Here is a 26,473-nt window from a genome sequence, read left to right as displayed (position 1 = left end):
AAAAATCGTATCTTAATTTATTTTTGTAATATCTTCTTGAATACCAAGAGATTCACCCGTCATTATTGATTGAGAATACCCACGTTCACCATGTTCAACTATATCAAGGCCGGAAATTTCTTCTGCTTCATCTGCTCTAAATGGTGTAATTGCATTTACCACTTTGAAAAGAACAAATGAACCTATTCCTCCCAAGAGATACGCCACAATAATCGATATTATCTGAGCAACTAAAAGTGTACTGTCACCATAAAACAAACCATTGGCTCCGGCTGAATTTACAGCAGTAGAAGCCCATAAACCAGTAGCTATAGCGCCCCATGTTCCACCTATACCATGTACACCAAAAGCATCCAATGCATCATCATAACCAAGCTTTGCTTTCATAATTGCTACGGCAAAATAACATACTGCCCCACCTATAATACCAATTATAACGGCCGGCATCGGTGCAACAAATCCAGCGGCAGGTGTTATAGCTACCAATCCGGCAATACAGCCCGAAGCAGCTCCCAAAATAGTTGGTTTTCCATTATGCAGCCATTCACACACAACCCAGGAGACTGTTGCCATAGCCGCCGCAGCTTGCGTTGTAATAAGTGCATTGGCAGCCAATTCATTAGCTCCCAATGCGCTGCCGGCATTAAATCCAAACCAACCAAACCATAAAAGAGTTGCTCCCAAGACAGTCATTGGTAAATGATGCGGTAATATTGGCAGTTTCCCATAACCTTTTCTTTTACCTACCAAAATACAAATCACCAAACCTGACACCCCGGAAAGAATATGTATTACTAGTCCTCCGGCAAAATCCAATGCACCTAATTCAAATAACTTACCGCCGCCCCATACCATATGAGCCATCGGATTATAAATGAAAATAGCCCATAATAGTACAAATAATGCGTATGCTTTAAATCTGACACGTTCAGCAAAGGCCCCTGTTATAAGTGCCGGTGTAATCACTGCAAACATACATTGAAAAGCTACAAAAGCGAGTTCCGGAATTGATGTTCCCGTCCAGATCTGGCCGGCTGTTCCAGCTAAGCCAATTTTATCCAGAGAACCTATAATACCAGGAATAACTCCAGTCGCGTCATCACCAAATGCCATCGTATAACCTAAGATAAACCATTCTACCGATATCATGCCTACAATAAAAAAGCTATGCATAATGGTTGTCAATACATTTTTACTTCTGACCATGCCGCCATAAAAGAAACCAAGTCCCGGTGTCATAATAAAAACCAGTGCGGCACTTACAAGTACCCACGCAGTGTCACCACTGTCGATCTTTGGTGCATCAGTCGCGGCAAAAGCTATCGGAGTAGTTACCACCATCAACATAAATGTTGATAAAAACACAGACCAGAGTTTTTTCATATAAATCTTTCCTTCCTTTTTTATACATGCAGCACCAGTGTACATATTAAAATTTGTAATTATGATATCTATGTTTCACAATGACATCACTGCGCCTACATGCATTTATCTTCATCATAAAAAAACGCAGCCTGTCAGCAGATAATCTGCTATACAGGCTGCGTTGCCTTTATATATGATGTCATTGATTATATATTTTATACATTTTTTTGTCAAGTACCTTATTTATTTTTTTAACTAAATATTGTTGTTTTTTTCACCAAATGAACATTTATCAATAATATGTCAATAAAAATAAATGCAACAGACCAATATGCATTAAACTATAAAAATACAAAAATTTATAATTTGAAAATCTAATATATCACACCGTGCTGACACTCTGCTTTCCTATATTGCCGGCAATATTGACTTAATTTGTAAAAAAATATATCCTATGAATAGGATATATTTTCAAACGTACAAAATCCATTTTTCTTTCTAAAATAAGGAGATATTTTGTTTATAAAAAATATTTTGATGATACTGCTCGACAGAAAGGTTAATTATGAATATTTTAGAAACAACAACTGCAGCAAATACATTGACATCTTACCTTGCCGTACGGGATATTCCTGTGCTTACGTCAACAGCCTTGCAGATTAAATATGGTATTGCTGCTGTGGATGTATTAATTTTATTTGGTGGAAGCATCCCCTTTGGCTGTGATGTTGCAGCACAGGCATACCAAAAAAGCCTGGTCAAAAAGCTTTTACTAGTTGGTGGTATCGGCCATACAACACATCTTCTGCAACAGACATTTGCCGCACGATTTCCTGCTATGATGACAAAAGGACGTGCCGAAGCTGATATTATGGCTGATTATCTGTCACATAATTATGGGATTCATGACTGCCTGATCGAAAACAAATCGACAAATTGCGGAAATAATGTAACCTATGCATTAGCAAAACTTCGTGAATACAGCTGCCATAAACCTAAAACAATACTAATCATGCAGGATGCATCTATGCAAAAGCGTATGGATGCAACTTTTAAAAAAGTACTGCCGCCAGAAACGGTAACACTTATCAATTATGCACCTTATCTTCCCGAAATTACCGTTCATGCCGGGAAACCGGTTTTTCGGCAAATATATTGGGGCCTATGGGATATAAAATATTATATCACTCTTCTCATGGGAGAAATTTCACGTTTGCGAGATGATAAAAACGGCTATGGTCCCAAGGGTAAAAATTTTTTAGTACATATTGATTTACCGAATACAGTTGAAAAAGCATTCCAAGTTTTACAACAAAGCAACTGGGGCAGCGTCCGAATTGCCGATGAGCATTATAGAAGCTGATTATCCTGGCAATTTTGAGTTAATCTGATAATTGGAGATGTATATTTTTGTTTAGTAAATTACGCGGCAATAACCGGTTGATTCTTTTTATCACCGTACTGGCTCCTTTTATGGCAACAATTGACACCAGTGTGACCAACATAGCATTACCTGTTATGGCTAATGCCCTGCATGTCAGCTCCGCAGCAGTTGCCTGGGTAGCAAATGCTTACTTTATAACATTGATAGCCGATATAATTCTCTTTGGGAAACTGGGAGATATATATGGACAAGCAAAAATTTTCCAACTTGGTATATTAATTTTTACAATTGGTTCTTTATTATGCAGTCTTGCCCCAACATTACCGCTTTTGATAGCCGCACGAATTATCCAGGCAATTGGTGGCGGTGCAACCATGGCTAATAGCCAAGCCATTATAGTTCGTGCTTTTCCCGGTGCCGGCAGGGGCAAAGCATTGGGAATAAATGGTGCATTTGTTGCCCTGGGTTTCGTTACCGGACCATCACTTGGTGGATTTATAATTGCCCTTGCTGGCTGGCCCTGCATGTTTTTGATCAACATCCCATTCGGCCTATTGGTTTTTATTGGCGGTTTATTAATTTTTCCTCATGAAAGGCAACAACATATCCCGCTTGACTTCAAGGGTGCCTTATTATTTGCTTTATCAATGTCCAACTTGTTTTATATTTTGCAGGAAAGCCAAATACATGGTTTTTTTACCCCATTTATTTTAATATGCAGCTGCATATCCGTCATTAGTTTTTTATTATTTATTAAATTAGAACGACAAATTACATATCCGGTACTCGATTTACATATTTTTGAAAATAATTTGTTTTCAATAAGTATTTTTTGCGCCTTTACATCGTATATGGCTATTTCAGCTTTTTCTTTCATTATGCCTTTTTACTTAGAATACATTCGTCAATTGGATTCAGCATCAGCCGGTCTGTATATGTCTTTATATCCGCTGCTGCTTATCGTTGTTTCACCGTTGTGCGGAGCTTTGTCTGATCATATTGGGGGGGCTGAACGTCTCACCATAATTGGCTTGTCATTAACGGCGTGCGGACTTTTCCTGGTCGGTTTTGTCACGGTTAATACATCATTATCAAGCATTGCTTTATTAATTGCCCTGATGGGAATCGGTAACGGTGCTTTTCAGCCACCTAATAATTACATTGTTATGTCGTCTGTCCCATCAAATAAAATAGGTATTGCCGGTAGTGTCAATGCCTTGATACGCTATATTGGCAATGCTGCCGGTATTGCCGTTGCCAATACACTGCTGTACACTGGTATGAGCATTATTCTTGGGCACCATATAACAACTTTTACTAATGGACACAACATTGCTTTTTTATTTGGAATGAAGTCAGCCTGTATTGTTATAGCTGTGATCTGCACACTTGGCATAATACTGACAATACGCCGCCGGCTGTACAAAGCAGTCGTTTAATTTTTTCATATTAACCCATGCTAAACACAACCCATTTTGCGGCAACAACTTTTTCAGCATAATTTATTATATTCCTTGGTAATTAATGTAAAAGTCATTTAAATGTGTTATATTCTTATACATACAAGAAAATTTACGGAGGAATAAGCATGTTTGCGTTTCATCTTAGACGTTACACTCAAATATTTATCGGCTGCCTGATCAGTGGCGCTGCCATGAATATATTCTTGGTTCCGGCACAGCTTCTGTCCGGAGGTATCAGTGGTATTGCAATTATTCTATACTATTTGTTCAATTTACCTATAGGTATACAGCTAATAATTTACAATTTGCCTATAGTTTATCTGTCCTATCGTGTATTCGGCAAATTATATGCTGTCGATACCATCATTGGTATGACATTATTTTCTGTTTGTATCGATACTACCAGCTTTCTTGCCAGCTATAATGCTATTGATAATCGAATGTTGAATTCCATTTTTGGCGGTGTCTTATCTGGTATCGGTTTTGGAATAATTTTTCGGGCCGATTCAAATACAGGCGGTCTTGATGTGGTCGGTGCAGTAATTAAAAAATTTTACTCCTTCGATGTAGGAACAGCAATTTTTGTACTTAATCTTGTAATAATAGTCATTGGTATTTTTATTTTTAATGTCAATACCGGTCTTTACACATTAATCGGCATGTATATATCAGCAGAAATGACTAACAAGGTAGTAGCCGGTTTTAATAGAAAAAAATCCATAATGATCGTATCACCTAAGGCCGAGCAAATTGCTCCCTTGATCATGCAGTACCTGAACCGCGGCGTTACATTCTTCCATGGTGAAGGTGCATTTACCCGTCAACAAAAAAATATAATGCTGGTAGTAGCCAGTTTAACTCAAATCAGTAAAATAAAGTCTATCGTATACGCTCTGGATCCGACGGCCTTCATGATAATATCAGATGCTTCAGAAGTTGCCGGACGTGGTTTTACCATTAAAAATATTAATCCTGCTGAACTGGCAAAGCAGAATTATTATGATGAAGATGAAGATAAGGATTGACAGATATGACAAATTTATGCTAAACTGCTTAAGTATAAGTTTGTTGCAAACATTCTTATCAACCGCTCAGTGAGGTTCAATAGCTTCATGCTAACCATAAACTGGCGAGTATATTAAGAGGCAGGTGTAAGTATAATGTACGCTATTTTTAAAACAGGCGGCAAACAGTATCGTGTTTCTGAGGGAGATACTATTACTGTTGAAAAACTTGATGCAGCAGAAGGTACTACCGTTACATTTGATGAAATTTTAACAGTAGTTAACGATGATGATGTAAAAATCGGCACTCCTGTTGTTAATGGTGCAAAGATTACCGCTAAAGTCGACAAACAGGATAAGGCCAAAAAGATCCTGATTTTCAAGTATAAGGCTAAATCTAATTATCGTCGTCGTCAGGGGCATCGTCAGCCATATACAAAAATTACCATTGAAAACATTGAAGCATAATGATTGACATAACTATCCATTACTCTGGCAGCAAAATTAACGGACTGTTAATAAAAGGCCATGCCAATGCTGGTGAATATGGGATGGATATAGTTTGTGCCGCTGTATCGGCACTGGCGCAATCGGTCATTTTAAGCTTGACGAAACATTTACATTTTAAAATCAACTATGATGTTAGAGCGGGATATCTGCGGGTAAATTTACAAGATGCACCTACTGAGCTTACTGAAGCGATATTTTCGGTAGCTGTGTTAGGTTTTATGGAGATATCCCAAAAGAATCCTGACAACGTCGCTATTTCAACCACCAGGGGGTGAACTGAATGTTTAATTTTGATTTACAGCTTTTTGCTCATAAAAAAGGTGTCAGCAGTACTCGTAATGGCCGTGATAGTGAAGCTAAGCGCCTCGGTGTCAAAGAACAAGCTGGTACTCTTGTCAGTGCTGGCAGCATCTTAGTCCGTCAAAGAGGTACTCATTTCCATCCCGGTCAAAATGTTGGCATCGGTAAAGATGATACTTTGTTTGCTAAGGTCAACGGTAAAGTTGCCTTTGAACGCAACGGACGTTATAAAAGACAAATCAGCGTATATGCCGCTGAATAAATAAAAAAGATGGGGAAGAAAAATTCCCCATCTTTTTTATTGCCCCATAACAATGCAATTTACTCTATTATGAAACCTATAATATTATTATACCTTATTCAAACTTCTGCTACAATTTCAGTAAACCCATGGATATCTTTTTCTGCACCACATTGTACACCGGTTACATAATTAAACATTTTTTGAGCAAACGGACCTATTTGACCATTATTTATAATCATATCTTCACCCTTATATCCCAAAACACCAACCGGTGATATTACAGCTGCTGTACCCGAGCCAAACACTTCTTCCAAATGCCCCTTCTTATAAGCATCTTTGATTTCGTCAATTGATATGCGACGTTCTGCCACCGGATATCCCCATTCTTTGGCAACCTGTAAAACTGTACGGCGTGTTATCCCGCTTAAAATGCTGCCATCAAGTTCCGGTGTTACTATTTCACCATCAATTTTAAATAATATGTTCATTGAGCCAACTTCCTCAATGTACTTACGTTCTACACCGTCAAGCCACAATGTTTGATCGTAACCCTTTTGATGAGCTACAAGCCCTGCATGCAGACTTGCTGCATAGTTAGCCGGAGTTTTAGCCTCACCTAATCCTCCTTTAGTAGCTCTTACATATGTATCTTCCACCATTATTTTGACAGGAGCAAAACCGTGCGCATAATAAGCCGCCACCGGTGACAATATTATGTACATTTTATAAGTTTTACCAACACTTACACCGAGAAAACCATCATCAGCAAAAATAAACGGCCTGATGTAAAGGCTTTGACCCCGCTGCGCTGGTACCCAATCTTTTTCAATTGTTATAAGCTGCTTTAACGCATCATGGACAAAAGCTGTATCAACCTGCGGAATGTCTAAAATCCGTGCTGAATTGTTCAGGCGCTTGATATGATCCATAGGTCGAAAAATGACCACTTTGTTTCCCTGGCGGAAAGCCTTCATTCCTTCAAAAATAGCCTGTCCATAATGAATGGTAGCATTTGCCGGGCTTACAGATATATTATCATACGGAATAATTTGTGCATTATGCCAGCCTTTTCCCTCCGTATAAGTCATTTCAAACATGTAGTCTGTAAAATGCGTACCAAAGCCAATTTTAGCTACGTCAGGCTTTTCCTTGAGTTTTGCAGCCTTTACAAATTTAACAGTACTCATATATAATTATCTCCTATCATTGTGGAATGAATACATTATACACCTCTCAAATTTCAAACGCAAGAAAAAAATTACAACATTACATTTACTATCAATATATTTCATATGTAGACTCTTTTTAATTTTTGTTGCAGTTCTTTTGATAAATCAGCATTATATATAATATCTCCTATATATCCATGTTTTAATAAAAAGACACTATTGCCAAAAAAGCATAGTGTCTTTTTATCGTACTTAAGCACGTTCGATATAATTTCCAGTACGTGTATCAATACGAAGTTTATCGCCTTCATTCACAAACAAAGGCACACGCACTTCGTAACCCGTTTCAACTTTTGCCATTTTCGTTGCCCCTGTAGCCGTGTCACCTTTAACACTCGGTTCACATTCAACGACAGCCAGCACCACAGAATTAGGAAGTGATATTCCGATTATTTTTCCCTTGAAGGTTTGTATGCTGATATCCATATTTTCCTTCAAAAAGTTAAGTGCATCACCAAGCTGTTCCTTGCTGAGTTCAACTTGTTCATACGTTTCATTGTCCATAAAAGTGTACATTCCGTCACTTTCATATAAATATTGTTTCTGACTGGTTTCAAGGTGTGCAGCCGGTAATTTTTCATTAGGATTGAATGTACGTTCAACAACAGCACCTGTTTGTATATTTTTTATCTTCGTGCGTACAAAAGCTGCACCTTTACCCGGTTTTACATGCTGGAAATCAATTATCTGCCATACGCCGTTATCAATCTCCAGAGTAAGGCCTGTGCGAAAATCGCTGCTTGAAATCATTAAAAATAAACCCCCAATTAATAAATTTACATTTATCTTATCCAATAACAATTATATTCTCTTGGATAACTGCTTTAGTTACAAAACGTTATAATTCAAGTAAATCTTTACGGCTTTTAGTTAAAGGAATTGCGCCGCTTTGGCCAACTAATACCGTATCTTCTATTCTCACTCCGCCAAAGCCGGGAACATATATTCCCGGTTCTATCGTTACAAGCATGTTAGTACGAAGTATCACATTATCTGCCATCGGTGAAAGGCGCGGCAGTTCATGTATTTCCAATCCCACACCGTGTCCCAGTCCGTGCCCATAATCACCATATCCCATACTTTTTATAAACTGCCGTGATGGTGCATCAATGGTCTTTCCGTCAGTATCCGGCCTTACGCTATCAATACCCATCAAATGCGCTTTAACCACTGTTTCATATAAATCCCTTTGCCGTTTCGATGCCTTACCGACACAAACCGTACGTGTAATATCAGAATGATACCCCTTATAAACTGCGCCAAAATCCATTGTAACAAATTCTCCGTCAACAATCAACTTTTCTGTGGCAATACCATGCGGCAGACTGCCCCGCTTGCCAGAGGCCACAATTGTAGTAAATGCCGGCCGTTCACTGCCTAATTGCCGCATGCGGTTCTCCAGTTCCGCAGCTACTGCAATTTCTGATATACCTGGTTTTATAAATTTAATAATATGTGAAAAAGCTGCATCACTTATTGCTACAGCTTTTTTTACTAAATCCAGCTCAGTTTCATCTTTTTTTGCGCGCAGACAATCCAGATTCAACGGAACAGATAAAACAGCTTGTGGCAGCATTTTTTGCAAAGCTGCATAAGAAGCATACAAAAGTGCATTTTCTTCAAAAGCCAGCTTAACTATATTATTATTGCAAACCACTTCAGCTATCTTACTGAGTAACCCTTTTTTTTGTTCAATCAGTGTAAAATCACTTTGCTGACTGGCCTGTTCCATATACCGGGAATCTGTCAGCAAATATTCTTTATCCATAGTTATTACCAATGCCGAATCATCACCATAGAAGCCACTGAAATAATGGACATTTTCATTCTTATTGATTATTACAGCCTCAGCATTTTTATTAGTCAAAAATTTCCTTAATTTTCCCAATCTGTCAATCTGCATCACTGTCAACTCCGGATAATTTATTTATTGCACAATACAATGCTGCTTTGTAGCTATCCACACCGAAACCACATATCCGTCCAACGACTACCGGTGCGATCACTGATTTATGGCGAAACTCTTCCCGTTTATCCACGTTGGACAAATGCACTTCAATGACCGGTGTTCTCACGGCCGCAATAGCATCACGAATAGCTATACTATAATGAGTAAATGCCGCTGCATTTAATATAACATAATCATAATCAGCAGCATGTTGAATAGCCTCGACAATTTCTCCCTCAAAATTACTTTGTTTAAAATTAATGATGACATTTGCTGCTTCGGCCTGCTGCCGTAAAATCATATTTATGTCCTGTAAAGTAGTTGATCCATATATTTCCGGCTCACGCGTTCCCAGCAAATTCAAATTTGGCCCATGCAAAACTAAAATTTTTTTCAATATTCTCACTATCCATTTTTATTTTACCATCCATCAATATTTTATATCAAAATCTTGTTCCGCATCTATGCAATTTATTTCTTTAGTGGTAAATTTACTGGCTTTTATAAACATATTACCCTGTTTTATTTTAATAAAAAGCCCATTTATGTTTTTTTCCTCACCCTGCACTTGCATTGTCACACTACCATCATCCATATTTTTCACCCATCCGGTCAGACCCAGTTTTTTTGCCGCAGACTGTACAAAATAACGAAACCCCACACCCTGGACCCGTCCATAAGCTTGACCAAAATAGCGTTTCATAAAAATCCCTTCTTTCAATTGCATAGCCTAAATAAATCTATCTTACATCCCGCCGCAGCATCGCATATCGTTCCACCGGATTTTCAAGTTTCATTTTTATAAGCTGTTGCGGATGCGGTGCTGCAGTGATCTTGTTGCCGCACTCATCTTGCATATCTTCTATAACTTGATAATATGACGCTTTAGTAGGCTGAAATATCTCCACTTTCTGCCCGACTTTTATATTGTTACGCTGTTCAATGACCGCATATCCGGTTGCGGCATCATATTCCCGTACCAACCCAACAAAATCTGCAGTTTGTGTACATTTCGAACTATTGTAAACCTGTCCTTCCTCATCCGGTTTCCCAAGGAAAAAGCCACTGGTATATTGGCGATGTGATATCTTCGCCAGATCAATCTGCCACTTTACCAATAATTCTGCCCAATTATCAACTCCATTGTAATAAGCATCAATAGCTTCCCGATAAACCTTTATCACCCCGGCAACATAATAGATGCTCTTCATTCTTCCTTCGATCTTCAAACTATTTACACCGTTTTCTATGATTTCACCTATATATGGCAGCAAACACAGATCCTTAGAATTAAAAATATAAGTTCCCTGCGCATCTTCCTTGATAGGAAAATATTCACCTGGACGCTTCTCCTCCATAAGCGAATATTTCCAGCGACAGGCTTGTGCACAGGCACCACGGTTAGAATCACGTCCTGTCATGTAATTACTCATAACACAACGTCCTGAATAAGAAATGCACATAGCTCCATGGACAAACATTTCTAATTCCACTGAACAATTATCGCGAATTTTTTTGATCTCATGCCTGGACAGTTCTCTTGCCAGAACCACCCGTGCAGCTCCTATGTCTGTCCAAGCCCTTACTGCCGCCCAATTTGTCGTATTAGCCTGTGTACTGATATGCACCGGTATATTTGGTACTGTCTGTCTGACCACTGAAAATACTCCCAAGTCGGACACTAATATTCCATCCACCTTTAAATTATCCAATTGCCGCAAATATTCCGGCAATCCAATCAAATCATCATTATGGGCAAATATATTAACTGTCACATATACTTTTCTCCCACGTGCATGGGCAAATTCAACACCCGTCTGCATATCCTTAAAAGAAAAATTACCGCCATAGGAACGCAGTCCAAATCGTTTGCCCCCCAGATAAACAGCATCGGCCCCATATAAAATAGCTATTTTCAATTTTTCCAGATTTCCGGCCGGTGCTAATAATTCCGTTTTAGTTTTCATCATTATATCTGTTTTTGTGAAACAGCCAATCCATCCCCTTCATAATAAATTTTACTAACAAATTGTGTCTCATCATTTATCAGCCTGATATATTCCCGCAAGCGCCTGACTATTGTTTTGTAGCGGCGCGGCGGCTTTTCTGCACTTTCTACATAACCACGAAATAATACATTGTCGGCCGCAATTATTCCCCTGCTGTTGAGCAATGGCTGCACTAATTTCAAATATTTTACATATTGCCCTTTTGCCGCATCAATAAAAACCAAGTCAAAATTTTTTCCAACTTTATCCAATATAGACGCTGCATCTCCCGTTATTATTTTGATATTATCCCGATAGGGTGATTTGCTGATAAATATATCTGCTGTCCGTGCACGTTCTTCATCTATTTCCAAAGTAATAATCCTGGTATCAGGTTTACTGTTTGATGCTAGTAACAGCGTTGAATAACCTATTGCTGTTCCAATTTCCAATACATTTTGCGGCTGAAGCGACAAGGTAATATCACTTAAAATCATAGCTGCCGGTTTTTTTATTATCGGTACATGGTTAAAATAAGCATATTCTTCCATTTCAGCCAATAATTCTTTTATTTGATTGTTCTTTCCCTGCTGACTATTCTGCATTATTAACTTCCTGAAGGTGTTCTCCATATGTTTTACTATAATGATTATGGCCCTGACTGTCTGCAACAAAATATAAATAATCATTTTGCTGTGGATAAAGCACAGCTTTTATAGACGAAATACCCGGATTATCAACGGCTCCCGGTGGCAATCCATAGTTTTTATAAGTATTGTACGGTGAGTCTATTTTAGTATCCTTTATCGAAATATTTTCCTTACGTTCAAGCATGGCATATTGGATTGTCGTATCTGACTGCAATGGCATATTTATTTTCAGCCTGTTAAAAAATACTTGGGCGATAATTGGTCTATCCGCATCAAATTTAGCCTCAGCTTCAACCAGGGAGGCTAAAACCACCAATTCATGCATTGATAAATTCATATTTTGGGCCCGCTCCCTCATTTTACTGTCGACTTTTTTGTCAAATTGCCCGGTCATAGTATCTATTACCATTTTAGCCGGCGTATTGATTCTGAATTCATATGTATCAGGAAAAAGATAGCCTTCTAATTTGTACTTGACTGCTGGATTATCACTTTTCATGTAATCATATGGTATATAAGTCTTGACTGTCTGCAAAAAAATGGCCTTATCCACTATGCCGTTTTTTGATAAAAGATCAGCTATCTGCTCTACGGTATACCCCTCTGGGACAGTTACCTTTATAATTTCTGTTCGGGGTCCATCCATAAGTTCTTCCAATACCTCATTGTCATTCATGTTTTTACGAAAAGTATACTGTCCTATCTTCAACTGCTTATCAAGTCCACGTAATTTAGCAATAACACGGAAATATACCTCATGGTTTATAACATCTTTATCTTTTAACAGATCCGCTATCTGTACTGTCTGCATGCCCGGTTTTACCTCAATAGTCACAAATCCTTGGGCCGATTCATCCTTCGTAGAACAAAATCCAATGATTACTGCTGCCAAAAACAACAATACTATTCCTGCCACGTAACGCAGCGGGAGGCCATATATTTCATTATTTTTTATATACATAAAGGTCTTCTTACCATAATTTTTCATGTTCGACAGGACCTTCAACATTATCCCTCCGCGTTGATACATAAAGTTTACTTTACTAGCATAATTTCAACTTATTAGTTGTTATTTTTTACCAGCTTTGTCTAATATAATACTGCATGCTCTTTCTTTTAGCAAGAATTGCTTTATTCATTACGTTATGAAGCGGTGCCCGGATGGACACCGCTTCATAATGTAGAACAACAATCATTTGTTAAAACTTTATCGTCGCGCCCACACCTACACCATTTTCATGGTGTCCAGAGTCCGGATCAAAATTATGATAATTTATATTCAAGTCCACATTAGCTACAACATTTACATTAAGTCCGACTTGTGTTTCACCAAAATCATTCCCCTTAACATACGAGGCATAAAGCTGAGAACCCAAAAAGCTCGGTGACACTACAGCTACTCCGCCATATCCATTGGATTTATCATTTGGCAGATGATTGCGAAAACCTGCCACAGCCTTAAAATTGGATCCAATTAAATCATATTGTGCATATAAATCATTTTGATGATCATATTCATCACGATCGGCATATTGATATCCAACAGTCAATTTAGGTGTAAATTTATGTTCAATATAACTTTCTTTAGAACCTATACCAACAGCTGTTTCATTATTTGCCAATGTATTAACTGGTGCAGCCATTACACCGGCATTTCCCATTGCTAAAAACATCGCAAAAGCTAAAATAATTTTTTTCAAAATAGACCTCCCCAAAAACACAATTATCAAAATACTTGATTTATCTATTATGCTATATAAAGTAATTTTATGCAATTGTTAATTATTACTAATAAACTTATCCGGAATAGCTGCGATAAATCTGCTAACAGTATTTTCCCGCCCATGATCACTCATCTGGCTCCAACTCAGGTATAAACGTTTCTTAGCCCTGGTAACCGCCACATAAAACAATCTTTTTTCCTCTTCAATGCGACCTTCTTTAAGCGCCAGGTACGCAGGAAAACACCCTTCCTGCATACCTGCCAAAAAAACATCATCAAATTCTGTTCCTTTAGCCTGGTGGATAGTAATTATCGGAATCCGCGGCAGCTGCAGCAATATTCTGTCTAAATCACTATTAGACAGCGCACTGACTTTTAATAACTCTGTCAATGCATCCCTCGGATCAGCATGTCCATCATCCATCTGTCTAGCAATTAAATATAGCTCTCTGATGCGGTTGATACATTCCGGCTGTTTTTCATAAAAAGCTTTTAGTCGGGTTACACTCATTACTTTGGCGATAATTTCATAGGGCCGCAATATATAGCTATTATCGATCAATTCATTCATCTGCACAGAAAACCACCGAAATTGGTCAAGATATTTACTTACCAATAATTTTCGTTCTGCTGATGTCGGACGTATATTTTTTTCTATAGCATAATTCAACAAGCCTGCTGTGGCCATGACATCATCAAAAGCATCATGAGTAGGTTTTGCCTTTATCGCGAAATAATCACTTAAAAATCCTAACTTATAATTACTCAAACCGGGATAAAATCTTCTGAAAATTTCCAATGTATCGTAATAGGCAGAAAAATGTTGGATTTTAAGACCTAAACGCCTTATCTGGCTGTATAAAATACTCAAATCATATTCCACATTATGCCCAACAATCACTGCATCTGCCGAAAATTTTATAAAATCAGTTAATACCGTTACTGGATTCTCACCGTTTTGTTGTAAAAACTCGTCAGAAAAACCATGCACATGATACGAATCACCAACCCGTCTGTCAGGTTTTAACATTCTCATAAATTTATTTTTTATTTTGCCGTCTTTATCCAGCCTTACTGCCGCTATCTGCACTATTTCATCGCTGCTGATATCTATACCTGTGCTTTCGACATCAAAAATCACAATATTTTCATTGACTGCTGCCTGCTTCAATAACTCAAAAGGCTCTCCGGCAAATTCATACGTTTTTTTATCAATAAAATCGGACAGACTAATCCCATACTTTTTAAATTCATTTGCTGTCACCGCTGCAATCGTTCTCTCCCCTATTCCGACAGCAAATTTCTTTAAAATACGCTTTAAACTATTTAAATCGTAATGATTTATCAGTAATTTCAAAAATGCCAGTACGTCTTTTATTTCCCTTCGACGGAAAAATTTAAATTCATCCACCAGGATAAATTTTATTTTCTCCTCATCCGGCAATTTTTTATTATATAATTCAAACTGTCGGCTCAACCGCTGATTATATTTATTACTTCTTGTAAGTATACCTATATTGGCAACGACAGCTGTAGATAGATTTTGTATTTGAGCAAATATCCATGCCGCTTCTTCTACCGCATCAGCAGCCCTTTTTACAGTTATCTGCTCACCCTCGTCACTGCTCGCCGCTTTTATTTTGTTTTGGTATATTTCCTGAACTTTACTACCGAACAGCTTATTCAAACAGTCATAAGAAGCATTCAGCAATACCCTGGTAGCACGATAATTTTCATCAAAAACTATAATTTTAGGCCTATAATCCCGTTTGTAGCATGCTAAGACTGAGTTTGGTTTTGAACCGCGCCATTCATAAATAGTCTGAAAATAATCGCCACATAATAAAATATGGTTTTTTACGAATAACTGTGACACTATTTTATATTCTAACTCACTGGTATCCTGCATTTCATCAATATTTATATACTTATACCTTTTTTGCCAAAATGTTCTTATCTGTACATCTTTAAAAAATACATAGACCATAGTTATTAAATCAGTAAAGTCCAGGCCATGCATCATTTTAAGCTGTTTATCATATTCTGCCACTAAACCGGCTCCGTTAGCGCGCAGAAATCTTTTTAATTTATCATCTGTTCCATAATGAATATTAACACAGACCGCATTTATTTTGTCCTGGTCTTTTGCAAATAATTGTTCAACAACGCTGCTATAATCCTTCACTATATCATTTGAATAAATATCATATACCGCTCGATTTATCTTCACCAAATTGATAAAATTCTGTAATGATTTAGTAAAAAAACCCTGTTTATTAAGCTGTTTCACAATATCTTTGCAATCATCCTCATCAAATACAATAAAATCGACAAACACATCTGTATTTTTTTTTGCTTCCGCTTTTATTATGTAATAACAAAAGCTATGAAATGTAGCAATATTTACCTGTCTGCCGGTTTTCCCCATAAGTTTACTAATACGTTCTTTTATTTCATTGCAGGCTTTATTAGTAAATGTCAGGCAAAGTATCTCATCAGGCTGCGCCCTTTGAGTTTTTACAATTTCTGCTATACGGTAAATAAGTGTATTGGTCTTACCGGTACCAGCCGAAGCACTAAGTAAAATATTATCCACGAGATCCTTTACCACTGACAACTGCTTGCCATTTAAATTTATTATTTCTTCCATATCAGCCATCATTATACCCTATAAACTTTATTGATATCAACCAAACACCTGTGTAATATCATCTACAATCGTTCGGTCAACAAATCCCCCATCTGCCATGTCACGCATAATATGCACTACATGACTATGTTCCATACCGGCACGATAAGGCCGGTCTTCTGTAAGAGCCTGATAAATATCGAGGCAGCCTAATAACCGTGAATTAAAATCCAGTTCTTTAGCCGTTTTACAATAAGGATACCCCTTGCCATTCAATTTTTCATGATGATTGGCAGCCCATTGTGTTATGTCTTCGAATCCGCTGATTTTATTCAAAGCTTTGCGTGTATAATAGGTATGGCATTGGATTTTAGCAAATTCTTCGGCCGTAAGCCGTCTTTCCGCTTCTAAAATATCATTAGATATCAATAATTTGCCAATATCATGTAAATCAGCAGCAATACGCAGTTTGACAGTCTCTTCAGCACTATAGTCATAAAATTCTGCCATAATACCTGCTTTTTCTGATAGTCCCTTTGAATGACGCCATGTAAATTTTGATTTTGTGTCAATTATACGGGAAAAAACTGCGGTTATTTCGTGAATCTGAAAATAATCAAGATCCAAAAATTTATATGGTGCACGTTTATCCAATGCTGCTTCAATATTTGCATCTTCCTGATCTAACCGATAATAAACCGGTTCAATAACTTTAAAAAAACTATCACAAATTTTTTCCGAAAATTTGACATTACGCAGTTTTTTTATATGATCAATTACCCGCTCTTCATAGTCACCATACATCATATTAACTTTAAAATGCGTATCCACATAATCAGCCAGTCCCAGTATTTGTGCCTTTAGAGGAATTGCATCACCCTTCATATGAAAATAACCACTGCCATCTAATCTTTCATGATGATATAAAATAATATTTCGCTCTTTCTTCAACAATGGATAATCTTCGATATTCTTTTCACCGATGGTGCAATGTTTTTTTATATTTTCAAATAAAAATACTTTTTTTCTATCCATTAATTTGTGTTCTGTTAAGCAGCCGCTGATTCCGTTATCGTGTAAAATGGAAAATGCTACCATGTCAACCAGATCGTCCTGAGTCATCCCCATCTGCTGCCCAATCAATAATGCGTTATAAGCCACACGTTTACCGTGATTTAACTTTACACCCAGAATATCCCTTTCAATACAGTCCAAGGCAAAAGATATCGACAACAAAAAACCATTTAAACTGAATTGCATGTCCACGCCTCCCAAAATGTTTACACTATGACAGTACATGTAGACATTGTACCATAAATACCATCAGTTGTGTTTTTGCCAATTTTCACTTCTTTCATTTTTTACAACATAATCATATAAATATAAAAATGCATCCAGCACTATCTGAAAATGCAGCCCACCCTGCCCAAACTGCTGAAAAAGCATTATTTTCATGGACGAACGGTCAGCAGCTGTACTGCTGCGATAAAATGGTACAATATAGCAGGAAATAACAGCAAAAAAGAACGTCTGCTCTATCTGCTGCTGTAAATTTACCGGCATATCAGGTTGTTCCTGCAGGTACTCATCCAGATAAATAAAAAAATCATAAAATTGCCGGAAAGCATCCTGATTGATTTTTTTATGGCTTACTGAATCATAGTGTTGATAATAAAAATATAAAGATTCATCATTGCAAACATAATAATCAGCTGCAAACATTGCCTTAAAACAAAACAACCAATCTTCTCCATAGCAAGACAGTTGAAATCTGATTGCATTATTTTCAATGAGTGAACGGCGATATAATTTATTCCAGATGACAAATTCTATCTTCGACAAATCATCTGCCAGCCCAATGCCGCCCTTATGCAATCCGCACGACGGTTGATAAGAACGTATAAGCGATTTTTCAGTTATTTTGTCATAACCGCATACAGCAATATCAGCCGCATGATAATTTGCCATTTCATAAAGTTTTTTTAAAAAATCCCTGTCAATAAAATCGTCACTATCAACAAATGCAATATATTCTCCGTGGGCATGGGATAGTCCGATATTGCGGCAGAATCCTGGCCCACTGATACCAGTATTGCTGAATAAATGTATATTAGTAATACCTTGATAATACTTGGCTACTTTTTCAGCGCAACCGTCTGTGGAATAATCATCAATTATAATAATTTCTATGTCCTCAAGACTTTGTGCCAAAATACTGTCGACAGCGCGGATTATATATTCATCGGCATTATGCATTGCCGTTATTACAGACACTTTTAGTGAATCAGCCATATTATCATTCCTTTTCATTATTGCAATCAATATTGACCATATAGAGAAATTTCATTATACTGAATTCATCCATAATGTTATACTACAAGGAGATCATCATGAAAATACGTTTAATGTTTATTATAATGCTAATTGGAGCTGCCATCATCACCATGGGCATGAAAGCTGTTCCAACACAGGCGGATTTTTCGTGCAGCGGTTTAAAAATCGGCGATGATTACACTGCAATGGAAAAAATTCTTGGAAAACCATGGTATAGCGATAATCGGTTTACTTATGGCATAGCCGTTGATTACTATATGTATCGTGACAAAACATGTATAGGAATTGACCATAGATCAGGAAAAATTGTCGATATTATCATTGCCGACAGAAAATACAGCTTATCACAAGATGTCAAAATAGGAGCAACACCATATAAAATACAATCTGTTTTTGGAAAGAATAAAAAAAGCCTGTTAAATGGTAATCAATATTATATATATACCGACATTGCCAATGAAAGAAAACGTCTTTTACTGCAACTTGACCCAATGGAAGATTATCTGATTGGCATACGTATCACCAGTCTGCCGCTTGATGATGAAGATGCTGACTCATATTCCGATGAACCCGGTACTGACCCCAAAGAAAGCAATATCGACACCAGTGCCATAACCGCTGCTGACAAAACAGCCCATAATATAAAATTAGGATTCAATTACAAACGTTCCTGGTAACTAAAAAACAACAGTTGTACATTCGCCGATTGGTGAAGTCTACTTTTAAAACTGGTATTATTTGACTTCAGATAAATAAAGATCACTATTTATCAAATTTTACTAATTGAACTTTTTCGTTTAAAATAGTCTTTAGCCTCTGTGATATCATTATTGATTTTTGCCAGCAATTCTTCCACGGAGGAAAATTTTTTTTCAGAGCGCAATTTTTCCAAAAATGATATTTTTATCCAACTGCCATAAATATCTTGATTGAAGTCGAATATATTGACCTCAACCCGTCGTTTCACATTAAACGTCGGATTAGTTCCCACATTGGCAATACCATGATATTTATCACCTTTTAATTCTATTGCTGCCACATATACACCATCAGGTGGTAATATATATTTATCCGATATATAAATATTTGCTGTTGGTACACCCAATAAATGACCACGATTTTCACCGTGTTCAATTTTACCTTCTATTGTGAAGGGATGTCCCAGCAATTCATTGGCTAAATGCAGTTCACCATCGCGCAAAGCATGACGCACACGCGAACTACTGACAATTTTATTACCAAAATAGGCCGCCGCCGGAATTTCCACATTATACCCAAACTGAACCGCTTTATCACGCAATATCTGCGGTGTACCTTCGCCCTTATAGCCAAAAGTGCAATTTGGCCCGACTACAACATATCTGGGTGCCAAATTATTTTTCAGCAGTCTTAAAAAACCATCTGCCGTTATGTTAGCGAATTCATGCGTAAACGGAATATTCATTAATATATCAATGCCTAATTTACTCAATTCATTCCCCTTGCGCTCATTAGTACTTATACGCTGCGGCACCCGCTGCGGTGCAACTATCTCTAAAGGATGGTTGGAAAAGGTAAATACAATACTTTTCCCATGAATTTTATGAGCAAGTTCCACAGCTCTCCGAATAATTTTTTGATGACCGATATGCACTCCATCAAAAGTTCCTAAAACTACAACATTATTTTGAAATTTTGATGTCAAATCAACGATATGTGAATAGACCAGCATAGTTGTGTTCTCCTAACCAAACAGAATCATATTAAATCGTATTTACTGTATCATAAATTTAATAAAAGGTAAACAGTAAGTATTGGAGGTATTCATGGGAAAAATCATTCTGATTACCGGTGGGGCACGTTCCGGAAAAAGCAGTTTTGCGGAAAAATACGTAGCCCGCTGCGGCAAGAAAATTGCTTATATTGCCACAGCGCAGGCTCTCGACGACGAAATGCGCCAGCGAATAAACAAGCATAGGGAACGCCGTCCAGCCAGCTGGCATACTATTGAAGCACCATTTGCTGCAGAAAAAGCCATCGATGCGTGCCATGACTATGACACTATTTTATTTGATTGTCTTACAGTCTATCTCAGTAATATTATTTGCCAGCCTCATTTAGAAAAAGCCAGCAATCAAAATCGCGAACAAGAAATTTTTACTGCCTTGCATAAATTAATCAAAGCAGCAAAAAAACATGAACAAACTACGGTCTTTGTTACCAATGAAGTCGGTTCGGGCATTGTACCGGAAAATGAATTAGCCCGACAATATCGCGATGCCGCCGGCATGTGCAACCAATACACGGCCAGACAGGCTGATGAAGTATATTTGGCTGTAGCGGGAATACCCGTACAATTAAAATGATTTTATTAAAGGATGTGTGGATGATCTTTGAATTCTTTTTTTACCGGCCTGCTTTTTTTAACACGTATTCCTGTTCATTATAATGCTGATTGGACTCCAAAAGCCTGCGGTGACAGTGTAAAATATTTTACTCTCATTGGTGCTGTCTTAGGCGCAGTAAATGTTGCTGCCGCTTATTTTTTTATTGTCTTACTGCCCCTGCTGCATATCTATATACCTGGGTACCTGGGAGCATTTTTTCTGTTACTCATAAGTATCATATTGACTGGAGCACTGCATTGCGATGGTTATACTGATACGATGGATGGCCTTTTATCCGGTCGTGACAAAAATAGAATGCTCATAATAATGAAGGACAGTCATGTCGGTGCCCACGGTGTAACGGCATTGTTTTTATTGTTGCTGGGTAAATATTCCGCATTGCTTTGCCTATATCCATTAAGTCTGCAAAATACAAACGCATTATATTTGCTATACAGTGCTTTATTTTTAATGCCGGCACTGGGACGTTTGGCTATGGTCATAGGTATAACAATGTTCCCTTATGCCCGTAAGGAAGGTTTAGGAAAAGCTTTTTCAGCTCATTCCAGCAAGAGATCACTTCTGACAGCTAGTTTTATATTCATCATTGTTCTCATAATAAATTATTATAATTTATACCAAAGTTTATGGGCCTTGTTACTTACAATTATTTTTTCAGTCGCTTTTTGCCGACATGTTACCAGTAAAATCGGCGGACTGACCGGTGATGTTTACGGTGCAGTTACAGAATTGGTCGAATTATTGGTGTTGATTACGTTTGCAATAATATAGCGATATTTACAATAATCAATTATACTAAAGGGAGTAAATTTATGGTTACTAAAATCGTGCTTATTCGTCATGGACGAACAGCTTGGAATATCGAAGGTCGTTTTCAAGGCCAGTCTGACACAAAACTTTTAACAGAAGGAGTGGCACAAGCAAAGCTTCTGGCAGAAAAATTTCCATTAAATAATTTAGATGCTCTTTACAGCAGTGATTTGCAGCGCGCCAAATGCACCGCTGAGCTGATTGCTGATAAATTTAACTTGTCATTACAATTGACTGAAGACTTACGGGAAATGAACTTTGGTCAATGGGAAGGGATTTTATTTAATAAAATAAACGAACGTTGGCCCGGTGCTATCAAACATTTTTTTGACAATCCTGACTCAATAAAAATCCCTGATGGAGAAAACTTTCAGCAGGTGCAAAATCGTGGCATGCGCGTCCTGCGTAAAATAATCCAGGAAAATTCAGGCCGCAATGTTGCCATCGTTGCCCACGGTGCAATAAACAGAGCAATCCTTTCCTGTGTGACACATATTCCTTTCGAATATATATGGTCTGTAGGACAAAGCAACACCGCTTATAATATCTTGTCATATGACGATGAATATAAAAAGTTCTACATTCATACGATAAATAATACATCTCATTTAATGTAATGGACCCGTATACATATTAATTAATAATATTTATGGTACAGTCAGTAATCGGATATAAGTGTAATTTGAAAGAGGTATTAGGTAATTTATGCGTAAATATCGTATAGTTCCACAATCAGGTGATAAATTTCGCCAGCTGATTGACTCCATTCCGCTGGCCGATGAATTTATGGTTCTTTTAAAAGCCAGCACAATTAAACATGTCGAAATAGATATCAGGAATAATACCTGGGAAATTTTACTAAACACATATCGATATCTGCCGGAAGATATGCTCGCACAGGCAGCTGATTATATTGCCGATAACTGCAGCGTATCACAAGTTGTCTTTTATCAAGATATTATTGACTTTGCCGCTCAAATAGATAAAAATTGGTCTAAAATAATCATGGCTGCTGCCGGTGATAATCCTACTATAAAAACGCTGCTGCGCATGGCCCGCTACAGTATCGACGGAAATATACTTACCTTGGAACTGCACGGTGAACTGGCCGGTGAAATATTACATGCTCACAGTATCGGTAAACGATTGAAGGACAGCATTCATGACATACTCGACTTGGAATGTCGGATATCTTTTAACGCCATCGATGACAACGATACCCTGCCAACATTAGAAAATGATTATGTTATGGTCGATTATACGCCACCAATAATCAATCAAAGTATTGATAAATCAACATCTGAAAAATCGCATACTGCTGCTTCCTATGGAAGCCATTACAATAAAAAACAGGGCTTACCTACCAACAACACTGACCGTGGCTGGATTTTTGGCAAACGAATCACTGCAGAAGCCATTCCAATCGACGATATTGATGGGGAAATGAAAAATGTTGTACTTCTGGGTAAAATAAACAACATAAATAATCGTGAATTTAAAACCGGCAATAATCTGCTCACTTTTGAATTGGCAGATAAAAGTAATGGTATTGACTGTAAAATTTTTTTCAAGGATAAAGCTGAATTTGAACGAGTCAATACAGCATTATCAAACGGATTAATTATAAAACTTTCAGGCAGTATTCGTTTTGACAGTTTTAATAATGACTTTGTTATGATGCCTAACAGCATTTACCAGGGAGAAATGAAAAACCGTATGGATAGCGCTGCGCAAAAACGTGTGGAATTACACGCCCATACCCATATGAGCAATATGGATGCCGTTGTCTCCGCCAAGGATTTAATCTGTACGGCAGCCAAATGGGGCTGGCCGGCGATTGCTATTACCGATCATGGTGTTGTACAGGCTTTTCCTGAAGCCGCCAAAACCATTGCTGATAAAAAACTTAATATAAAAATAATCTACGGTCTGGAAGGATACTTGATCTACGATGAACAGCAAAAACGAGCAAACCATATCATCCTTCTAGCTCAAAATGCCATTGGACTACGCAATATATATCGTCTTGTATCGCTATCACATCTTAAATACCTGCAAAAACGTCCCCGCATCCCTAAAAAAATCTTAACAGAATACCGTGAGGGTGTTATTGTCGGTTCGGCCTGTGAAGCCGGCGAATTGATCCGAGCCATCGTTGCCGGACAAAGCGATGATGAATTACTGCAAATAGCCTCTTATTATGATTATCTGGAAATACAACCAATCGGCAATAATGAATTTTTAGTACGCAGCGAAAATTTTCCTGATATCAAGACCGACTCTGATCTGCAAAAAATAAATTTAAAGGTTGCCGAATTGGCCAAACGCCTGAACAAAATGCTGGTTGCAACCTGCGATGTTCATTTTCTCAATCCACAGGACAGTATCTACCGGGCAATATTAATGAGCGGAAAAGGTTTCAAAGACGCTGACCTCCAGCCACCGCTATTTTTACGGACAACAGAAGAAATGCTGCATGAATTTGACTATCTTGGTAAAGAACTTGCCTATAGGGCAGTTGTGGAAAATCCTCGTAAAATTGCTGCAATGATTGATGTTATAAAACCAATTCCTGACGATCTTTATTCACCAATGATTCCAGGGGCTGACGAACAAATACATGACATGAGCTATGCCCGCGCCAAAATGCTTTATGGTGAAAATTTACCGCCAATAGTTGCCGAACGTTTGAAACTTGAACTAAAATCAATTATTGGGCACGGTTTCGCTGTATTATATCTAATCGCACATAAACTCGTTAAAAAATCCTTAGATGATGGTTACTTGGTAGGTTCAAGAGGATCTGTCGGTTCATCATTTGTAGCCACAATGACCGACATTACCGAAGTCAATCCGCTGCCACCACATTGGCGTTGTCCTAAATGCCGCAGCAGTGAATTTATAACTGACGGTTCCTATGGCTGTGGTTTTGACCTGCCTGACAAAACCTGCCCATATTGCGGTACCGCAATGATCAAAGACGGACACGATATACCATTTGCCGTATTTATGGGCTTTGATGGTGACAAGGTACCGGATATAGATTTAAATTTTTCCGGTGATTACCAACCAATTGCCCATAAATATACAGAAGAATTATTTGGCAAGGATAATGTCTACCGGGCAGGAACAATAGCAACTGTAGCAGATAAAACTGCATATGGATACGTACGTGGTTACTTTAATGATAAGGGACTAAAAAAGCGCGACGCATATATAAACAGTCTGGTTGCCGGATGTACAGGAGTAAAACGCACCACCGGACAGCATCCCGGTGGGATCATGGTAATACCACGCAATATGGATGTCCACCATTTCACACCGATCCAACATCCGGCCGATGATAAGGATACCGCGACAATAACCACTCATTTTGATTATCATTCGATAAGCAGTCGTTTGGTAAAGCTTGACATTTTAGGTCATGATGATCCGACTGTCATAAAAATGCTGGAAAATGTCACCCATCGTGATCCTAAAACAATTCCCTTCGATGATCCGGCAACTATGAGCCTGTTTTCTTCTACTGAGGCTCTGGGTGTAACACCAGAAGAACTGGGTGCTACCTCGGGAACTTTTGGCATCCCCGAATTTCGCACTCCTTTCACACGACAGATGATTGATGACACCCATCCAACAAAATTCAGTGACCTTGTACGAATAAGCGGTTTTTCCCATGGTACTGATGTTTGGCTCAATAATGCTCAGGATTTAATAAAAAACGGCATATGCACACTTTCAGATGCCATTTCGGCACGTGATGATATTATGATGTATCTTATGCATAAAGGCATCAAACCATTACTGGCTTTCAAAACAATGGAAAACGTCCGCAAGGGACGCGGTATAAAAGATGATGTCGTTGCTGAATTGAAATCAGGCGGCATTCCTGACTGGTTTATTACTTCTTGTCAAAAAATAAAGTATCTTTTCCCACGGGCCCATGCCACTGCTTATGTCATGATGGCTTATCGTATTGCCTTCTGCAAAGTACATTACCCACTGGCATTTTATGCTGCGTATTTCTCTATCCGCGCTGATGAATTTGACGCACATTTAATAGCACAGGGTAAAACCGCTATTAAAGCCCGACTCGATGAATTAGCCCAAGAAGAAAAAATGAAAAAATTATCAGTCAAGGAAAAAGGTCTGCAGGTCGTGTTAGAATTAGCATGGGAAATGTACCTGCGCGGCTTCAGTGTAGAAAAAGTAAACCTATATGAGTCTTTAGCTGATAAATTTGTCATGCATGAAAAATCTCTGTTGCCACCACTATCGGCTCTCCCCGGTGTTGGAAACACAGCGGCGCATAATATTGTAGAAGCCAGGAAGAATGGCGAATTTTCTTCGATTGATGATTTAAAAAAACGAGCCGGAGTGCCGACACCTTCCATTGACATTTTGCGTGAGCACGGCTGTTTAACTGGTATGAATGAAACCGATCAAATAGCTTTATTTGTTTGATAAAAAAATATCATTGCAAAAACGGGGCAAGTTTTAATAAA

25 protein-coding genes are annotated in these 26,473 nt (G+C 37.9%); 11 read left to right on the top strand and 14 right to left on the bottom strand.

Annotated elements, in window-relative coordinates; translation table 11 throughout:
- Positions 1-12: 12 nt before the first annotated feature.
- Positions 13-1,383, bottom strand: a complete 1,371-nt coding sequence (locus I6751_RS03750) for an ammonium transporter (RefSeq protein ID WP_196591750.1) — start codon at positions 1,381-1,383, stop codon at positions 13-15.
- A 547-nt stretch (positions 1,384-1,930) separates the two neighbouring features.
- On the opposite strand from I6751_RS03750, the gene I6751_RS03745 reads away from it, so the two are divergent.
- The 6 genes from I6751_RS03745 (at position 1,931) to rpmA (ending at position 6,288) form a co-directional block, all read left to right on the top strand.
- Positions 1,931-2,728 (top strand): YdcF family protein, encoded by a 798-nt coding sequence (locus tag I6751_RS03745; RefSeq protein WP_196591749.1) that lies wholly within the window; start codon positions 1,931-1,933, stop codon positions 2,726-2,728.
- A 47-nt stretch (positions 2,729-2,775) separates the two neighbouring features.
- The gene (locus tag I6751_RS03740) at positions 2,776-4,188 is read left to right on the top strand and encodes an MFS transporter (RefSeq protein ID WP_196591748.1); all 1,413 of its coding nucleotides are present in this window, start codon (positions 2,776-2,778) and stop codon (positions 4,186-4,188) included.
- A gap of 149 nt (positions 4,189-4,337) precedes the next feature.
- Entirely contained in the window at positions 4,338-5,237 is a 900-nt protein-coding gene (locus tag I6751_RS03735; protein ID WP_196591747.1) for a YitT family protein, read from the top strand.
- Positions 5,238-5,372: 135 nt separating this feature from the next.
- A complete protein-coding gene (rplU, locus tag I6751_RS03730) occupies positions 5,373-5,684 on the top strand; it encodes a 50S ribosomal protein L21 (RefSeq protein ID WP_182188357.1) in 312 nt (103 codons plus the stop codon).
- Positions 5,684-6,001, top strand: a complete 318-nt coding sequence (locus tag I6751_RS03725) for a ribosomal-processing cysteine protease Prp (RefSeq protein WP_196591746.1) — start codon at positions 5,684-5,686, stop codon at positions 5,999-6,001. Before rplU ends, I6751_RS03725 begins: the two co-directional genes overlap by 1 nt.
- A 5-nt stretch (positions 6,002-6,006) precedes the next feature.
- Complete coding sequence (gene rpmA, locus I6751_RS03720; RefSeq protein ID WP_182188355.1) at positions 6,007-6,288, top strand: 50S ribosomal protein L27; 282 nt, start codon at positions 6,007-6,009, stop codon at positions 6,286-6,288.
- A gap of 98 nt (positions 6,289-6,386) precedes the next feature.
- On the opposite strand, the gene I6751_RS03715 is transcribed toward rpmA, so the two are convergent.
- The 12 genes from I6751_RS03715 to I6751_RS03660 form a co-directional block, all read right to left on the bottom strand.
- Entirely contained in the window at positions 6,387-7,457 is a 1,071-nt protein-coding gene (locus I6751_RS03715; protein WP_196598989.1) for a branched-chain amino acid aminotransferase, read from the bottom strand.
- A 234-nt stretch (positions 7,458-7,691) separates the two neighbouring features.
- Positions 7,692-8,249 carry an elongation factor P gene (gene efp / locus I6751_RS03710; RefSeq protein WP_182188353.1) on the bottom strand — a complete coding sequence of 186 codons (558 nt, stop codon included), beginning with the start codon at positions 8,247-8,249 and terminating at the stop codon, positions 7,692-7,694.
- Between the two features lie 88 nt (positions 8,250-8,337).
- Positions 8,338-9,402, bottom strand: a complete 1,065-nt coding sequence (locus I6751_RS03705) for a M24 family metallopeptidase (protein WP_196591744.1) — start codon at positions 9,400-9,402, stop codon at positions 8,338-8,340.
- Positions 9,392-9,844 carry a type II 3-dehydroquinate dehydratase gene (gene aroQ, locus I6751_RS03700; RefSeq protein WP_182188351.1) on the bottom strand — a complete coding sequence of 151 codons (453 nt, stop codon included), beginning with the start codon at positions 9,842-9,844 and terminating at the stop codon, positions 9,392-9,394. The genes I6751_RS03705 and aroQ overlap by 11 nt, the downstream gene beginning before the upstream one ends.
- A 33-nt stretch (positions 9,845-9,877) precedes the next feature.
- Positions 9,878-10,150: an acylphosphatase gene (locus I6751_RS03695; RefSeq protein WP_229711486.1), complete on the bottom strand. Its 273-nt coding sequence runs from the start codon at positions 10,148-10,150 to the stop codon at positions 9,878-9,880.
- 37 nt (positions 10,151-10,187) lie between these two features.
- The gene (locus I6751_RS03690) at positions 10,188-11,414 is read right to left on the bottom strand and encodes a peptidase U32 family protein (RefSeq protein WP_196591896.1); all 1,227 of its coding nucleotides are present in this window, start codon (positions 11,412-11,414) and stop codon (positions 10,188-10,190) included.
- Positions 11,415-11,416: 2 nt separating this feature from the next.
- On the bottom strand, positions 11,417-12,040 hold the full coding sequence (locus I6751_RS03685; protein WP_229711484.1) for an O-methyltransferase: 624 nt from the start codon (positions 12,038-12,040) through the stop codon (positions 11,417-11,419).
- Positions 12,030-13,094 (bottom strand): endolytic transglycosylase MltG, encoded by a 1,065-nt coding sequence (mltG, locus tag I6751_RS03680; RefSeq protein ID WP_196598988.1) that lies wholly within the window; start codon positions 13,092-13,094, stop codon positions 12,030-12,032. Before mltG ends, I6751_RS03685 begins: the two co-directional genes overlap by 11 nt.
- Before the next feature lie 190 nt (positions 13,095-13,284).
- The gene (locus tag I6751_RS03675; protein WP_182188348.1) at positions 13,285-13,785 is read right to left on the bottom strand and encodes a hypothetical protein; all 501 of its coding nucleotides are present in this window, start codon (positions 13,783-13,785) and stop codon (positions 13,285-13,287) included.
- A gap of 78 nt (positions 13,786-13,863) precedes the next feature.
- Entirely contained in the window at positions 13,864-16,458 is a 2,595-nt protein-coding gene (locus I6751_RS03670; protein WP_231037954.1) for a 3'-5' exonuclease, read from the bottom strand.
- Between the two features lie 36 nt (positions 16,459-16,494).
- Positions 16,495-17,697 (bottom strand): HD-GYP domain-containing protein, encoded by a 1,203-nt coding sequence (locus I6751_RS03665; RefSeq protein WP_182188347.1) that lies wholly within the window; start codon positions 17,695-17,697, stop codon positions 16,495-16,497.
- A gap of 63 nt (positions 17,698-17,760) precedes the next feature.
- Entirely contained in the window at positions 17,761-18,729 is a 969-nt protein-coding gene (locus tag I6751_RS03660; protein ID WP_196591742.1) for a glycosyltransferase, read from the bottom strand.
- A gap of 98 nt (positions 18,730-18,827) precedes the next feature.
- Between I6751_RS03660 and I6751_RS03655 the strand changes: the two genes are divergently transcribed.
- A complete protein-coding gene (locus tag I6751_RS03655) occupies positions 18,828-19,448 on the top strand; it encodes a hypothetical protein (protein ID WP_196591741.1) in 621 nt (206 codons plus the stop codon).
- Positions 19,449-19,540: 92 nt separating this feature from the next.
- On the opposite strand, the gene I6751_RS03650 is transcribed toward I6751_RS03655, so the two are convergent.
- A complete protein-coding gene (locus tag I6751_RS03650) occupies positions 19,541-20,482 on the bottom strand; it encodes a bifunctional riboflavin kinase/FAD synthetase (RefSeq protein ID WP_182188344.1) in 942 nt (313 codons plus the stop codon).
- A gap of 94 nt (positions 20,483-20,576) precedes the next feature.
- Between I6751_RS03650 and cobU the strand changes: the two genes are divergently transcribed.
- The 4 genes from cobU (at position 20,577) to I6751_RS03630 (ending at position 26,432) form a co-directional block, all read left to right on the top strand.
- A complete protein-coding gene (cobU, locus tag I6751_RS03645; RefSeq protein ID WP_182188343.1) occupies positions 20,577-21,116 on the top strand; it encodes a bifunctional adenosylcobinamide kinase/adenosylcobinamide-phosphate guanylyltransferase in 540 nt (179 codons plus the stop codon).
- Between the two features lie 27 nt (positions 21,117-21,143).
- A complete protein-coding gene (gene cobS / locus I6751_RS03640) occupies positions 21,144-21,929 on the top strand; it encodes an adenosylcobinamide-GDP ribazoletransferase (protein ID WP_196591740.1) in 786 nt (261 codons plus the stop codon).
- 41 nt (positions 21,930-21,970) lie between these two features.
- Positions 21,971-22,585 carry a histidine phosphatase family protein gene (locus tag I6751_RS03635; RefSeq protein WP_196591739.1) on the top strand — a complete coding sequence of 205 codons (615 nt, stop codon included), beginning with the start codon at positions 21,971-21,973 and terminating at the stop codon, positions 22,583-22,585.
- An 88-nt stretch (positions 22,586-22,673) separates the two neighbouring features.
- Positions 22,674-26,432, top strand: coding sequence for a PolC-type DNA polymerase III (locus tag I6751_RS03630; protein ID WP_196591738.1), 3,759 nt, complete (start codon positions 22,674-22,676; stop codon positions 26,430-26,432).
- The last annotated feature ends 41 nt before the right edge of the window (positions 26,433-26,473 follow it).

This window comes from Pectinatus frisingensis (genome assembly GCF_015732285.1).
Taxonomy (GTDB): domain Bacteria; phylum Bacillota; class Negativicutes; order Selenomonadales; family Selenomonadaceae; genus Pectinatus; species Pectinatus frisingensis.
This window is presented reverse-complemented; position numbering and strand designations above follow the sequence as displayed.